Below are 15,163 nucleotides of genomic sequence, written 5' to 3' on the forward strand. Positions count from 1 at the left end.
CGCACGTGCGGAGCAGATAAGGCCCCGCCGACATCGGGGAGCAAATCGGTCCTACCGCCAACCGTCAGCGGCCTTGGCCGCCTGCATCAGCGCATCGCACAGTTGGCGGAGTTCATCCGTTCCGGCACCTTCGTCGACCGCGGTCGCGAGATCCTCGGCCGCACATCGCACCTGATACACCCGGTCCGACAGCTGCGAAGCCTCGTCGGCGCTGAGGACCACCGAATCCGGGGCCAGCGATGTGCCCTTGACCATTGCGCGCTGTTCGTAGGCGCGCTGCCGGCAGGACTGTCTGCAGTACTGGCGACGGCGCCCCATCTGCGCGTCGGAGACCTCCCGCCCGCACCACCGACACGGCTGCGGACGGTGGCGTCTGCTGTTTCCGGTGGCCATGTGTCCTGACTGTAGACGGACCCTTGCCGCATCCGGCGTATCATGGACGGTCGAGTCGGGAACTTGGCAACGCCGTTATGCGTTGTGTAATCCGGGCCAAATCGCGTGATGAGGAGTGTTTGACGATGGCTGATCGTGTCCTGAGAGGCAGTCGCCTCGGAGCCGTGAGCTACGAGACCGACCGCAACCATGACCTGGCGCCGCGTCAGGTCGCGCGCTACCGCACCGAGAACGGCGAGGAGTTCGACGTTCCGTTCGCCGACGACGCAGAGATTCCAGGCACCTGGCTGTGCCGCAACGGCCTCGAGGGCACCCTGATCGAGGGTGACGTCCCGGAGCCGAAGAAGGTCAAGCCGCCCCGGACCCACTGGGACATGCTGCTGGAGCGTCGCTCGGTCGAGGAGCTCGAGGAGCTGCTCAAGGAGCGTCTCGACCTGATCAAGACCAAGCGGCGCGGTAGCTGAACGCCATAAAGGAACCGCGAGCGTGTCCACGCTCGCGGTTCTTTTTTGTCTGCGGCCGGCGTGCGCTAGCGGACCACGCCCCGAGCGCGGTCCAGGCGGCCCCGAATACCCCACTCGGCGACCTTGAACATGGCCTCGCGGATGTTGGAGCCGCTCATCTTCGACACGCCGAGTTCGCGCTCGGTGAAGGTGATCGGGACCTCGACGACGGTGAACCCGTTGTTGATGGCGCGCCAGGTGAGGTCGATCTGGAAGCAGTAGCCCTTGGAATCGACCGCCGACAGGTCGATCTTCTCCAGCACCTCGCGCCGGTAAGCGCGATAGCCGGCGGTGATGTCGTGGATGCCGACACCGAGCAGAAACCGGGAGTAGGTGTTGGCGGTTTTCGACAGCGCCAGGCGCCGCCACGGCCAGTTGCGGACGGTGCCGCCGGGGACATAGCGCGATCCGATGGCCAGGTCGGCACCGGCGTCGACGGCATCGAGCAGCCGGCTGAGCTCCTCTGGCGCATGACTGCCGTCGGCGTCCATCTCGACCAGTACCGAGTAGCCGCGACCCAGGCCCCAGTCGAAGCCCGCCAGGTAGGCCGCGCCGAGCCCGGCCTTCGTGGTGCGGTGCATGACGTGGACGCGATCAGGGTCGGCCAGCGCCAGCTCGTCGGCAAGCTTGCCGGTGCCGTCGGGGCTGCCGTCGTCGACTACCAGGATGTGCACCTCAGGGCAGGCGTGGTGCACGCGCCCGACGATCAGCGGCAGATTCTCCCGCTCGTTATAGGTGGGGATGATCACCAGAGTGCGCTGACTCGGGCTCATGTTGCTCCTTCATCATCGCCGGCGTTTGCCGCCCGGCGCCGAAATCTTTTTGGCACGAACCTTCCATTGTGCATCATCGTCGTGAACAACGCGGTGACGGCCGCCACGAGGACGGCACCGAAACCTGTGATGACCAGCACTGCCTGGACGATCGGACCCCATCGCGTGGCTGGCGTCAACTCTGACTTGAGACGGATCTGGCTGTCGAGATAAGCGGGCTGGAACCACTCGGTGCGGGCCAGCTCACGGCCGTCCGGTGCGATCACCGCGCTGATGCCGGTGGTCCCGGCGACCACCACGTAGCGGTTGTGTTCGACCGCGCGCAGTTTGCCGAATGCCAGTTGCTGGGAGCTCATGGCCTCGTCGAACGTGGCGTTGTTGGTGGGCACCGTGAGAACCTGGGCGCCGTTGAGCACCGACTCGCGCGCGGCGCGGTCGAAGATGACCTCCCAGCACGTCGTCACCCCGATCGGGACACCGGCCGCGTGGACGACGCCCGTGCCGTTGCCGGGGACGAAGTAACCGGCCCGGTCCGCGTATGACGACAGGTGCCGGAAGAATCCGCGCCACGGCAGATATTCGCCGAAGGGCTGCACGATCTGCTTGTCGTGCCGCTCACCGGGGCCGTCGGTCGGATTCCACACGATCACGGTGTTGTTTGCGACGGGGTTGTCCGGGGTGTACCCCGGTGCCTTGACCACACCGCCGACGAGGATCGGCGCGTCGATCGCCTCGGCCGCCGCGCTGATCTGTGCGCCGGCATCCGCGTTGGCCAGCGGATCGATGTCGGAGGAATTCTCGGGCCAGACGACGAACATGGGTTGTGCCGCGCGGCCCGCCCGGACGTCGTCGGCCAGTCGCAGCGTTTCCTTGACGTGGTTGTCGAGCACCGCGCGCCGCTGCGCGTTGAACTCGAGCCCGAGCCGCGGCACGTTGCCCTGTACGGCGGCCACCGTGACGGAGGGATCATCGCCTGCACCCATGCCGGAGTGCCGCACCGCGGGCCACACCACAGCGGTGGCCAGGAGCACGACGGCAATCGACGCACCGGGCAACAGGACAGCGGGCGCGGGCATACCGGGCTTGTGCCCGTGGTGCCACCATTGCACGATTTCAAGCGCGACCAGTGTCAGGCTGAATCCGGCCAGCGCGACGGCGAACGACAACAGTGGCGCCCCGCCCAGTCGCGCGATCGGCAGCAGCGGGCCGTCGGTCTGCCCGAATCCGACGACGCCCCAGGGGAATCCGCCGAATGGCACGGTCGACTTGAGCCATTCCTGGGCGACCCACAGCGCGGCGAACCACACCGGCCAGCCCGGCAGCCGTCGGATCACCACGGCGAGCAGTCCGAACAGACCGCAGAACAGCGCCTGCGCAGTGGCAAGGGCCAGCCACGGCACCGCCCCGACCAAACCGCTGATCCACGGCAGCAGCGGAACGTAGAACGCCAGACCGAACAGCAGTCCGTACCCGAAGCCGCCTGCGCGCGTCGTGGATCGGCTCGTCAGTACCCAGGCGAGCAGGCCGAACCCGACGAACGCGGCGAACCACCAACCCACAGGCGGGAAACTCACCCACATCGCCAGGCCGCCGCCGATCGTCGCGGTCAGCTGTGGCCACCGGTCCAGCACCGCGCGGCCGAACCGCGCGGTCCAGGCAGGGCGCGTGGCTTCCGGATCCTTGCCGGCTGGTTCGGCGTCATCGACATCGTCGTCGAGATCGCCGGCCAGAGGGTCGCGATCGAGGTCCTCGATCGGTTCGTCGTCACCGATCGCCGGTATCACCTCGGTGACCTCGTTGGGCCCCTCGCGAAGCCGGTCGAACCGGCTTCCCGAATGCCTGGGCCGGTCATCAGCCATGAATGCGGACACCCCGGTGGACCGTTTGCCGGCAGCGCGGAAGCGCCGACCCGGTGGCCAGTCGCGGTAGCGCGGGCACCCGCGACCGCGGATCGGTGGACCAGCGCTGTGCCGCGTTCGCGGGTGCGCTGACCTCGAGATCGTCGGCATCCCACACGGCATAGCTGGCCGCCGCACCCGCCACGAGCGTCCCGGTGACGCCATCGCGCACACCGCCCGCACGCCACCCTCCCCTGGTCGCGGCGGCGAACGCGGCGCGAGCCGAGATCGCGCTGGACGGCGTCCGGTGCTCGATCGCGGCGCGCACCGTCTCCCAGGGGTTCATGCTGGTGACCGGGGTGTCGGAGCCGAAGGCGAGGGGCACGCCTTCGGATGCTAACAGCGCGAGCGGGTTGAGCCGATCGACTCGATCAGAGCCGAGACGCTGCGCATACATGCCGTCGTGACCGCCCCACAAGGCGTCGAAGTTGGGTTGCATGCTCGCCGTCACACCCCACGACCCGAGTTGGCGGGCTTGGTCTGGAGAGACCATCTCCAGGTGTTCAAGCCGGTGGCCGCAGCGCGCGAGCGCAGGCGCCCCCACCCGGTCGACGACGGCGGCCATGGCTTCGACGACTGCCGTGACGGCCGCGTCGCCGATCACGTGGAACCCGGCGGGGATGCCGGCCTCGGTGCAGGCGTGCACGTGGGCAGCGATGGTCTCGGCGTCGAGGTAGCGGTTGCCACAGCTGTCGGGCGCATCGTGGTACGGGCCATGCAGAAAAGCCGTGCGCGAACCCAGTGCACCGTCGACGAACAGGTCTCCGGCCAGCCCGTTGGCCCCGGTCTCGGCCATGAGGGTCCGCGCGTGCTCGGCGTCGCGAGCCGGTTCGCCCCAGTAGCCGATCACCTCGACGCCGTGCTCGAGCTCGCGCAGTTCCTGCCAGTCGACGAGGCCGCCGATCTGCGGTCCGGCGCATTCGTGCACCGCGACGATGCCGAGCGCGGCCGCGTGATCGAGCGCCGCGACGCGCGCGTCATGCCGTTGCTGCGCGGTCAGGCGATCCCGGGCCGCCGCGCGGACCAGGTGATGGGCTTGCGCACTGAGCGGCTGCTGCGGCGAATAACCGGCGGCATCAACCACTTCGGGGACAAGCCGGCGCAGCGCGGACGTCGCGACCGCCGAGTGAACGTCGACCCGGGCCAGGTACGCGGGCCGGTCCCCCAGCACGGCGTCGAGGTCGTCGGTGCTCGGCGGGGTGCGCTCGGGCCAGCCGGATTCGTCCCACCCGTGCCCCCACAGTGGCCCGTCCGGATGCTTCGCGGCGTAGTCGCCGATCAGCCGCAGACAGTGCTGGAGCGACGTGGCCACCCGCAGATCGAGCCCGTCGAGGTTCAACCCGGTGGCGGTGATGTGGACATGGCTGTCGACGAACGCCGGTGCGACGAAACCACCGTCGAGGTCGACGACGTCGGCGCCGGGGTATTGGGAGCGGCCGACGTCATCGCTGCCCAGCCACGCGATCACACCGTCGCGCACCGCCATGGCCGTCGCGTCGGGATGACTCGGGCTGTGTATGTGCCCGTTGAGCAGCAGCGTCGTCACGCTCAAGAACGTACTTGGCGCCCGCGGACGGCTTGTTATTCGGGCTGCGGCCTGATCGCCGGGCGTGCCGGCGTCCACGCGCCGGGTGCATCGTGGACGTCGATGACCTCACCGTCGATGTAGTCACGTCGCGGTGTGATTAACGTGACGTGCCGGGCCATGCCGCGCGCCGCAAGCCCCGCGGCCAGCGGACGCATCGCCGAGCGGGTGAGCGGAACGAGCATCAGCAAGCCAACGGCTGTGGTCACCAGGCCAGGCACGAACACCAGCACGGTGCCGAGTGCGACCAAGGCACTATCGGTGACCTGCGCACCGGGGTTCGTCGAACCGCGTCGCAGCGTCGCGAGCTGACGGCGCAGCTGCGACCCGGCCAGCGCGAGCCCCACGACGAATGCGCCCACGAGGGCCAACAAGGTCCAGCCGACGCCGATGGTGGCCGCGAGCGCGACGATCACCGCCATCTCCACGATCACGTAGAGCAAGAAGTACCGCATCAGCATGCATTGACAACGGACGAGGGCCGCCCAGGGTTCCTCCGGCGAAGGCCGGGCTCAGGCGACCGCCCGGATTTCGAGCGCCACGTTGTTCTTCATGCCGCCGCGCAGCTTGGAGAAGAAGTTGAACGTCTTGCCGAGCAGCCCGTAGCGGCTGCCGATCGCGCGATATGCGTCGGCCGTGCGGACCGCGTTGACGGCCGCGACCGCTTCCACCGGCTCGCTCTTGGGGTTGCCCCGCATATCGCACTTGGCGATCGTGACCCGCGGGGTGTTGCGGATCCGCTTGACCTTCCAGGACTTCTCCTGCGTGATCACGATCAGGCCGTCGCCGTCCGGGGCGGCCCAGATCGGTGTCGGCTTCTCGCGACCGTCCCTGGTGAATGTGGTGAGCAGGATGTATTCGGATCCGGCGACATCGGCGAAGGTGAGAGCCATGCCACGAACTTAGCGTGGGCTCACCCTTCGAGCTCACCTTCGGTTTCCAGCAACACCTGCCGCAAGCCGTCGAGCGTGGCCTGTTCGGGTTGTGCCCACATACCACGGCCCGCGGCCTCCAGCAGACGCTCGGCCATGCCGTGCAGCGCCCACGGATTGGATTCGGCCATGAACTTGCGGTTCTCGTCGTCGAGCACGTACTCGGCCGACAGCCGCTCGTACATCCAGTCGGCCATCACGTGGGCCGTGGCGTCGTAGCCGAACAGGTAGTCGACGGTCGCGGCCATCTCGAACGCACCCTTGTAGCCGTGGCGGCGCATGGCGTTGATCCACCGTGGATTGACGACGCGGGCCCGGAACACGCGGTTGGTTTCCTCCGACAGCGTGCGCGTGCGCACGGCGTCGGGGCGGGTGTTGTCGCCGATATAGGCCACGGGCGCCTTGCCGGTCAGGGCACGCACCGTGGCGACCATGCCGCCGTGGTACTGGAAATAGTCGTCGGAGTCGGCGATGTCGTGTTCGCGGGTGTCGGTGTTTTTCGCCGCCACGGCGATTCGCCGGTAGGCCCGGTTCATGTCATCGGCGGCGGGCGCACCGTCGAGCCCGCGTCCGTACGCGAAGCCACCCCATGCGGTGTAGACCTGGGCGAGGTCGGCGTCGTCTCGCCAGTTGCGGCTGTCGATCAGCTGCAACAGCCCGGCGCCGTACGTGCCCGGCTTGGAACCGAAAATGCGTGTGGTGGCGCGTCTTTCATCGCCGTGCTCGGCCACGTCGGCCTGGGCGTGCGCCCGCACATAGTTGTCGGCCACGGGCTCGTCGAGACCGGCGACCAGCTTGACGGCGTCATCGAGCATGGTGACCACGTGCGGGAACGCGTCCCGGAAGAAGCCCGAAATACGCACCGTGACGTCGATACGGGGCCGCCCGAGCTCGGCGAGCTCGATGGGCTCGAGGTTGACGACGCGACGCGACGCGTCGTCCCACACCGGCCGAACCCCCAGCAGGGCAAGCACTTCGGCGATGTCGTCGCCTGCCGTGCGCATGGCCGACGTCCCCCACACCGATAGCCCGACCGACTGAGGCCAGCGGCCGTGATCGGTGTGGTACCGCTCAAGCAGCGAATCCGCCATGGCGACACCGGTTTCCCAGGCGAGCCGCGACGGCACGGCTTTGGGGTCCACCGAGTAGAAGTTGCGGCCCGTTGGCAGCACGTTGACCAGGCCGCGCAGCGGCGAGCCCGACGGCCCGGAGGCGATGAAGCGACCGTCGAGCGCCCGCAACACCTGGTCGATCTCGCGTTCCGTGCCGGCCAGCCGCGGGACGACTTCGGTTGCGGCGAACCGCAGAATGCGTGCGATCTCGGGGTTGTCGGTCAAGCGGTCGACAGCGCGTGGGTCCCAACCACTTTCCTGTAGGGCAGCCACCAGCTCGCGGGCCGCGGCTTCGGCCGCGTCGACCGCGGCGCGATCGTCGGAACCGTCCTCGGTCAGGCCGAGCGCCTGCCGCAGGCCGGGGACCGTCTGCTCACCACCGAACAGCTGCCGGGCGCGCAGGATCGCCAGTACCAGGTCGAGTTCGCCCTCACCGGCGGGTTTGTCTCCCAGCACGTGCAGACCGTCGCGGATCTGCACATCCTTGATCTCGCACAGCCAGCCGTCGACGTGCAGCAGCATGTCGTCGAACGAGTCCTCGTCGGGACGGTCCTCGAGCCCGAGGTCGTGGTCCATCTTGGCGGCCCGCATGAGCGTCCAGATCTGCTGACGGATCGCAGGCAGCTTGCCTGGGTCGAGTGCGGAGACGTTGGCGTGTTCGTCGAGAAGCTGCTCCAGACGCGCGATGTCGCCGTAGCTCTCGGCGCGCGCCATCGGCGGGATCAGATGGTCGACGAGGGTCGCGTGGGCACGCCGCTTGGCCTGCGTACCCTCCCCCGGATCGTTGACCAGGAACGGGTAGATCAACGGCAGGTCGCCGAGCGAGGCGTCGGTACCGCAGGCCGCGCTCATACCAAGAGTCTTGCCGGGCAACCACTCCAGGTTGCCGTGCTTGCCGAGGTGCACGACGGCGTCGGCTTTGAAATGGGGGTACGAGTCGCCGAATTGCCCGTCGAGCCATCGGTAGGCGGCCAGATAGTGATGGCTGGGCGGCAGGTCGGGGTCGTGGTAGATGGCCACGGGATTTTCGCCGAAGCCGCGCGGCGGCTGGACCATGATGGCCACGTTGCCTGCCCGCATCGCCGCGATGACGATCTCACCGTCGGGTTCGCGGCTGCGGTCGACGAACAGCTCACCCGGCGGCGGCCCCCAGTGCTCGACCACCGCGTCGGCGAGATCGGCGGGCAGCGTGGCAAACCACGCGCGATAGTCCTTGGCGGGCACGCGAATCGGATTGCCGGCCAGTTGCCCGTCGGTCAACCAATCCGGGTCCTGGCCGCCGCGCTCGATGAGCGCGTGCATCAGGGCGTCACCGTCGCCGGATTCCAGACCGGGGATGTCGTCGGCCTCGCCCAGGTCGTATCCGGCCTCCCGCATCGCGCGCAGCAGCGCGACCGCACTCGCCGGGGTGTCGAGACCGACCGCGTTGCCGATGCGGGCGTGTTTGGTGGGATACGCCGAGAACACCAGGGCGACGCGCTTTTCGGCAGCCGGGACGGCTCGCAGCCGCGCATGGCGCACGGCCAGCCCGGCCACCCGCGCGCAGCGCTCCGGGTCGGGCACATAGGAGATCAGGCCCTCGTCGTCGATCTCCTTGAACGAGAACGGAACCGTGATGATGCGGCCGTCGAACTCGGGCACCGCCACCTGGGTGGCGACGTCGAGCGGGGACAGGCCGTCGTCGTTACCCGACCACTGCTCGCGCGAACTGGTCAGGCACAGCCCTTGCAGGATCGGAACGTCCAGCGCGGCAAGGTGGGCCACGTTCCACGAGTCGTCGGCTCCGCCGGCGCCAACCGTCGCCGGTGTCGATCCGCCGGCGGCCAGCACCGTGGTCACCAGAGCGTCTGCCGTGCCGAGCATTTCGAGCAGTTCGGGCTCGGCTGTCCGCAGCGAGGCACAGAAAATCGGCAGTGCGCGCCCGCCGGCGTTCTCGATGGCGCCGCACAGTGCGTCGACGTATCCGGTGTTCCCGGCCAACTGCTGGGCGCGGTAGAACAGCACGGCGACGGTGGGGCCATCGGCCGTGGCTGCCGCCCGGTCGAGCACCCCCCAGCTCGGCGTGCTGACCGGCGGCGCGAACCCGAACCCGGTCATGAGCAAGGTGTCGGACAGGAAGTGATGAAGATTGACGAGATTTTCCACGCCGCCCTGGGCGAGGTAGATGTGGGTTTGCAGGGCCGCGCCTTGCGGCGCGGTCGAATGGCCCATGAGTTCGGCGTCGGGTGACTGTTCACCGCTGACGACAACGGCAGGCACACCGCTGGCCACGACCGTGTCGATGCCGTCCTGCCACGCGCGGTAGCCGCCGAGAATACGCACGACGGCGATGTCGGCACCCGCGAGCAATTCCTCCAGTTCGCCGCTGACCAGCCTCGAGGGATTGGCCCACCGGTACTCCGCGCCGCTGGCGCGGGCGGTGATCAGATCGGTGTCCGACGTCGACAGCAGCAGAACGGTAGGAGCAGCGGACGTGGCCGGATCAGCCGGATCTAGTGGGTCAGACACTCACCATTCGTACCGCACCGGCCGACGCGGTGGTGCAGTCGGTGCGGTACGCGCGGGTGTCAGCGCTGGATTTCGCCGAAGCGGTCGTGCCAGGACTGCCGATACGGCCGGCCCGTAGCTGCCACGAGCACCAGCACGAATGCGACGAAGACGCCAAAGGCAAGCATGGTCGCTCCTTTCTAGAACCGGTTTCAACTCCCGGTACCGGTGGTCCCGGATACTTGCCGCAAACGTACGCCCAGCGAAGCCCAAAGTCGCCGATCTGTAAGGGACGGAACAGCTTTCCGAAACTGTGACAGATATCACATCTGGCGGTACTGTGCGGTGGACCACCGCCCTTCCTCGACGAACGGGCGCAGCGCCAGCACGTAGACGACACCGGCCGCCAGTGGCGCCAGCAGGGGCAGCCACGGCACTGTGACAGCCCACGAACTCGCAGCCAGCCCCACCACGGTGAAACCGATCGCGGTGAGCATCGTGGGGCGTGTCGTGGTCACCACCTCCGGAGTGCCGACCGCGTACCTGATCACGAGATACGCCGTCGCCGAGAGTCCGGCGAGGGCCGCGAACACCGGCTCGGGTTCCGCCAGCGCGAGCGCGGCCGCGGCCGCCATGACGGCAGCGGTCGCGACGGGCCGCAGCACCAGCCCGACGAGCACTCCTCCCGCGGCCAGCGCCGCCGCCACCAACGCCAGACCGTCGGCCGGAGCCGCCGTGGCGGCAGCCATGAGCAACCCGAACACCGTCGAGAAGGTCCGCGGAGCCGGTTGCGCCGACATCTTCACAACCGCCGGTGCACGTGGCGGTGCCGGTCGGGTATCAGCCGCATCGCGTCCTGCAACGGGCCGTCGCTGCGCCAGTGCACGACGTCGACACCGATCGTGCTCATATCGCGGTACATGGCCGACCGCTGCAGCGCCCACATCCGCGCGATGAGCGGGTCAAGGTCGCCCTCGAACGGCGCCCCCTCGAGCACGTCGACGGCGACGACGTGGTGCCCGCGCTTACACAGTTCGATCAGCGCCAACGCGAATTCGGTACTCAGCAGGGTCGAGAAGGCCACCACGATGGCCCCGGCCGGCACGGCCGCGCGCGGTGCCAGCGTGCCGGTGGTGGTCTCGAATCCGCTGCCTGCACCCAGTACGGCGTCGAGCACGCGGTAGAACTGCCTGCGGCCGATGTCGAGGCCGAGCCAGCGAGGTTGGCGGCCGCCGAGCGCGACGATGCCGGCGCGATCCCCGTTGCGCAGCGCGCTCTGCACCACCTGGGCCGCGCCGCGGGCCGTGCGTTCGGTGGCGTGCGTGGCCGGACCGGGCGCCTGATCGTGCGTATCGATCAGCACGACGACGTCGGCCCCGCGGTCGGTGAGCCGTTCGGTGACATGCAGCCGTCCTCGCCGCGCGCTCACGGGCCAATTGACCGTGCGGAGATGATCACCGGGGACGTAAGGCCGCACGTCGGCGTACTCGACGCCCGGCCCGGTGTGCCGGGTCAGGTGAGTGCCGAGCCGGTCGGGCAATTCCGCGCGCGGGATCGGGGTGCCCTGCGGGGCGGCGAGCGGGAACACGTACACCTCGGCGGCGTCGGCGATCGCCTCGCCCACCATCAGCCCGCCCGGCGGGGTCACCTCGACACGGCCCCGTACCGGATACCGGCCCCACCGCGGCGCTCCTACCGCGACCGTGACGCGGTCACCCGTCGCGGCACCCACCTCGACCTGCATGCCCGCGATCGGCTCGACCGTCAACGCACAAGCGGTGCCGGACGCGGCCTCGACCCGCACCGAAACGGGCGCGGTCTCGTTCTCGAAGCACCGCACCGCGGCAGGTTCACCGGACACCTCGATCCGGCCCGGTGGGCGCTGCCAGTGAATCGAGCACAGCACCCCGAGCAGCGGAGCCGCGAAAGCGACCAACTGCCAACGTGATCCGGCCACCGCAGCCGCCAGTACGAGAGCCACTGCGGTGGCGAGCGCCTTGGCCAGCGGCGCCGCGCGCCAGCGCGGTTCGGCTTCAACGCAACGGACGGAAGACATGGCCGGATCAGGCGGGCCCGGCATGGGTGCGAGGCACCGGAAGTCGTCGCAGCAGTTCGTTCATCACGTCCGAGCCGTGGATGCTGCGTACCCACATCTCCGGGCGCAGGCTTATGCGGTGTGCGATCGCAGCCACCGCGAGCGTCTTGATGTCTTCGGGGATCACGTAGTCGCGGCCGAGCAACAGCGCACGGGCGCGCGCGAGCTGGACGAGATCGAGTTCGGCGCGCGGACTGGCACCGACCGCGACCTGCGGATGGTGCCGGGTAGCCGCGGCCAGGGCAACCACGTAATGCAGCACGTCGTCGTGCACGCTCACATGCTCCACCGCGTCGCGCATCGCGAGAAACTGCGGGCCGTCGATCACCTGGTTCACGATCACCTCGGCCGAGCCCCGGTCCAGCCGGCGCCGGAGCATCGCGGTCTCGTCGGCGGTCGAGAGATATTTGAGCTCAAGGCGTATCGCGAACCGGTCGAGTTGCGCCTCCGGCAATGGATAGGTGCCTTCGTACTCGATCGGATTGTCGGTGGCGAGCACGATGAACGGGGCAGGCAGCCGGTGTGTCTGACCGTCGATGCTGACCTGGCCCTCGGCCATCGCCTCGAGGAGCGCGGCCTGGGTCTTTGGCGGCGTCCGGTTGATCTCGTCGGCCATCAGTAGATTGGTGAAGATGGGACCCGGCCGGAATTCGAAGCGGCCGGACTGCATGTCGTAGACCGTCGAGCCGAGCAGATCGGCAGGCAGTAGATCCGGCGTGAACTGCACGCGGGTGAACTTGAGCCCGAGTGCCGCGGCGAACGAGCGGGCGATGAGTGTCTTGCCCAGTCCGGGAAGGTCTTCGATGAGCACGTGCCCGCGGGCGAGCAGCGCGGTGAGGATCAGCGTGAGCGCATCGCGCTTGCCCACCACGACCCGTTCGATCTCGTCGAGCACGGCATGCGCGGTCGCGGCCGCCGACTCCTGGGCGGATACGGGCGACGGGCCGGTCATAGCCGCTCCAATCGTTCGAGGATCTCGCCGAGCACTGCGCGCCCTGGGCCGGGTTCGTCGGCGCGGCCCGCCGGGCCTGCGACGTTGTTCGGATCCACCCACTGCCACAACTGTTCGCCGAACAGCATCCGGCCGGTCGCGTTAAACGCCGCGGGATCGGCGGCCTGCCGATGGCCGGTCGCCGCGGCGAACTCTCGCGCAAGTCGCGGCCGCAGATGCCGGTCCCACTGGAGCCGGGTGGAATCGGCCCGCCGGATCAACGTTTCGGTCTCGGTCTTCCATTGCGCCAGCAACTCCGCGGCATCGTCGGAGGACGACCATCGATCGCCGGCCTCGCCGTCGGAGCGCAGCGACCGGCGGACCGCCAGCAACAGTATCGCCAGTGCCGCACCGGTCACCCAGCCCACCAGGGTCCGATCGGGCAGCGCCAGCGACCACGCCTCAACGAGCATCACCAGCAGAAAACCCCCCACCACTGTCCGTTTCACGTCAGGCTCCGAAGGTCGGCGAGTACCCGGTGCAGCGCCGCCACCGCGGCATCGCGGTGCGCTTCGGTCATGATGTGCGGACTGAACCTGGCCTCGGTGAACAACTCGACGAGTTCGGTTGCGCTGCCGGCGGACAACGCGCGATGACTGACCGCCCTGGCCAGCACCTCCGATGGGGTGTCGGAATCCTGCGGCACCGAACCCGGCGCGTGCGCCAACCCGTGTTCCATCGCGGCGTAGCACGCGATGATCGCGGTGCGTGGATCACGGCTGAGGTCGGCGATCTCGGCAAGGCCGAGTTCGGCTGCGTGCGCGAGAGTTTCGGGTCCCCCCGGCCTCGGCGGTGACGCGATGCGCTCGCCGTCGTCGAACCAGGTGACCGGGCGCGCACGTCTTCTGGCCTGCACGACGGTGCCGAACGCCACGATGAGCAACAGGATCACGGTCGCGATCGCCAGAAACTTCAATGCGCTGTCGCCGCCACCGACGGGGTCGGGGGGTTGCTGCGGGGGTGATCGCGGCGGTGCCGACGTCGGCGGTGCCGACGCGGGCGCAGGCTTGTCGGGGTCGGCCAGCCGGGTGATCAGAACGAGCACGACCAACCACCACAGCAGCACCGCCAACGCGAGAAGCGCCCACCGCCAGCGCAGCCGGACCCGCAGTCCCCGTGACTCCAGGCGCCCGAACCCCTCCTCGCCTGCCGGGCGGTCGGGTTTGCGGGGCGCGGCGATCACCGCGAACGCGAATCCCGCGAGCGCGACCGTGAGCAGGGCAACGACCGCGACAAGGCTGGCCGGGGAGTCGGTGCGAGCTTCGACAGGCGCGCGCCGCCCGCCGGGCACATATCCGCGCAAGGCGATGGCAGCCAGGACCACAAGCACGAGCACTGTGGCCACGCGCCCTGCCGCCTTATCGATACCGGGCATCGCCTGGACAATCGTCGCACGGTTTTCGATCGCGGCCAGCGAAATGCTTTACCAAGCCGCGCAAAAGTGACGCAATGACCGGGTGAGTGAAACCCGCGCAACCAGCCTGACCGTCACCAAACTCGGCGCGCACATCGGCGCCCGCGTCGAAGGCGTGCGATTGGGCGGCGATCTGGCCCCCTCGACTGTCGACGCCGTCAACGCCGCGCTGCTCGACCACAAGGTGCTGTTCTTTCCCGATCAGCACCATCTCGACGACGACGGGCAGCTCGCGTTCGCGCAGCTCCTCGGCACGCCCACCACGGCGCATCCCACGCTGTCGCGCGGCGAGCAGGTGCTTTCGATCGACTCCCGCTATGACAAGGCCAACAGCTGGCACACCGATGTCACGTTCGTCGACCGGATCCCCAAGGCATCCCTTCTGCGGGCCGTGGCGTTGCCTGACTACGGCGGCACCACGACGTGGGCCTCGACCGAGGCGGCATACGATCAGCTGCCCGCACCGCTACGGGCGCTGGTCGAGAATCTCTGGGCCACTCACACCAACCTGTATGACTACGCCGCGCAATTCCCGGCGCCGGACGGCGACAACCCCAGCGCGACCGAGCGGGCGTATCGCGCCCAATTCGTCTCCGACTACTACGAAACCGAGCATCCCGTCGTGCGGGTGCATCCCGAGACCGGCAGGCGTGTGCTGCTGCTCGGGCATTTCGTCAAGAAGTTTGTCGGCCTCGGTTCGACCGAGTCGGCGGCCCTGTTCCGCTTGTTGCAGGACCGGATCACCAAGCTGGAGAACACCGTTCGATGGAGCTGGCGTCCCGGCGACCTGGCGATCTGGGACAACCGCGCCACCCAGCACTACGCGGTCGCCGACTATGACGACCAGTACCGCAGACTCAACCGCGTCACGCTCGCCGGCGACGTCCCGGTCGACATCCACGGCGAGCGCAGCCGCGTCGTCAGCGGCGACGCCTCGGCGTACTCGGGCGTGGTCGCCCCGGTCGCGCTCGCGGGCTGAT

Annotated in this window: 13 protein-coding genes and 1 pseudogene; 2 read left to right on the top strand and 12 right to left on the bottom strand. The window is 68.8% G+C overall.

Annotated features, from left to right (window positions below):
- Positions 1-51 precede the first annotated feature (51 nt).
- Positions 52-393: a hypothetical protein gene (locus ACRCUN_RS20235; RefSeq protein ID WP_462143412.1), complete on the bottom strand. Its 342-nt coding sequence runs from the start codon at positions 391-393 to the stop codon at positions 52-54.
- A gap of 125 nt (positions 394-518) precedes the next feature.
- On the opposite strand from ACRCUN_RS20235, the gene rbpA reads away from it, so the two are divergent.
- Entirely contained in the window at positions 519-857 is a 339-nt protein-coding gene (gene rbpA, locus ACRCUN_RS20240) for an RNA polymerase-binding protein RbpA (RefSeq protein ID WP_003880369.1), read from the top strand.
- A gap of 83 nt (positions 858-940) precedes the next feature.
- On the opposite strand, the pseudogene ACRCUN_RS20245 reads toward rbpA, so the two are convergent.
- The 11 genes and pseudogenes from ACRCUN_RS20245 to ACRCUN_RS20295 all read right to left on the bottom strand — a co-directional run.
- Positions 941-1,663 (bottom strand): annotated as a pseudogene (locus ACRCUN_RS20245) (polyprenol monophosphomannose synthase); the annotation flags it as partial.
- A gap of 2 nt (positions 1,664-1,665) precedes the next feature.
- Complete coding sequence (gene lnt / locus ACRCUN_RS20250) at positions 1,666-3,528, bottom strand: apolipoprotein N-acyltransferase (protein ID WP_462143413.1); 1,863 nt, start codon at positions 3,526-3,528, stop codon at positions 1,666-1,668.
- Positions 3,521-5,113: an amidohydrolase gene (locus ACRCUN_RS20255; RefSeq protein WP_462143414.1), complete on the bottom strand. Its 1,593-nt coding sequence runs from the start codon at positions 5,111-5,113 to the stop codon at positions 3,521-3,523. Before ACRCUN_RS20255 ends, lnt begins: the two co-directional genes overlap by 8 nt.
- Before the next feature lie 35 nt (positions 5,114-5,148).
- Positions 5,149-5,613, bottom strand: a complete 465-nt coding sequence (locus ACRCUN_RS20260; RefSeq protein ID WP_462143415.1) for an FxsA family protein — start codon at positions 5,611-5,613, stop codon at positions 5,149-5,151.
- A gap of 51 nt (positions 5,614-5,664) precedes the next feature.
- A complete protein-coding gene (locus ACRCUN_RS20265; protein ID WP_462143416.1) occupies positions 5,665-6,045 on the bottom strand; it encodes a PPOX class F420-dependent oxidoreductase in 381 nt (126 codons plus the stop codon).
- Between the two features lie 20 nt (positions 6,046-6,065).
- On the bottom strand, positions 6,066-9,704 hold the full coding sequence (gene cobN, locus ACRCUN_RS20270) for a cobaltochelatase subunit CobN (protein WP_462143417.1): 3,639 nt from the start codon (positions 9,702-9,704) through the stop codon (positions 6,066-6,068).
- 302 nt (positions 9,705-10,006) lie between these two features.
- Positions 10,007-10,483, bottom strand: a complete 477-nt coding sequence (locus tag ACRCUN_RS20275) for a hypothetical protein (RefSeq protein ID WP_462143418.1) — start codon at positions 10,481-10,483, stop codon at positions 10,007-10,009.
- A gap of 2 nt (positions 10,484-10,485) precedes the next feature.
- The gene (locus ACRCUN_RS20280) at positions 10,486-11,739 is read right to left on the bottom strand and encodes a DUF58 domain-containing protein (RefSeq protein WP_462143419.1); all 1,254 of its coding nucleotides are present in this window, start codon (positions 11,737-11,739) and stop codon (positions 10,486-10,488) included.
- A 7-nt stretch (positions 11,740-11,746) separates the two neighbouring features.
- Entirely contained in the window at positions 11,747-12,730 is a 984-nt protein-coding gene (locus ACRCUN_RS20285; RefSeq protein WP_462143420.1) for an AAA family ATPase, read from the bottom strand.
- The gene (locus tag ACRCUN_RS20290) at positions 12,727-13,218 is read right to left on the bottom strand and encodes a hypothetical protein (protein WP_462143421.1); all 492 of its coding nucleotides are present in this window, start codon (positions 13,216-13,218) and stop codon (positions 12,727-12,729) included. Before ACRCUN_RS20290 ends, ACRCUN_RS20285 begins: the two co-directional genes overlap by 4 nt.
- Positions 13,215-14,144, bottom strand: coding sequence for a DUF4129 domain-containing protein (locus tag ACRCUN_RS20295; RefSeq protein WP_462143422.1), 930 nt, complete (start codon positions 14,142-14,144; stop codon positions 13,215-13,217). The genes ACRCUN_RS20290 and ACRCUN_RS20295 overlap by 4 nt, the downstream gene beginning before the upstream one ends.
- An 82-nt stretch (positions 14,145-14,226) precedes the next feature.
- Here ACRCUN_RS20295 and ACRCUN_RS20300 point away from each other — a divergent pair, with 82 nt between their 5' ends.
- A complete protein-coding gene (locus tag ACRCUN_RS20300) occupies positions 14,227-15,162 on the top strand; it encodes a TauD/TfdA dioxygenase family protein (RefSeq protein WP_462143423.1) in 936 nt (311 codons plus the stop codon).
- The last annotated feature ends 1 nt before the right edge of the window (position 15,163 follow it).

The sequence above is a fragment of the Mycobacterium venezuelense genome, from assembly GCF_054919535.1.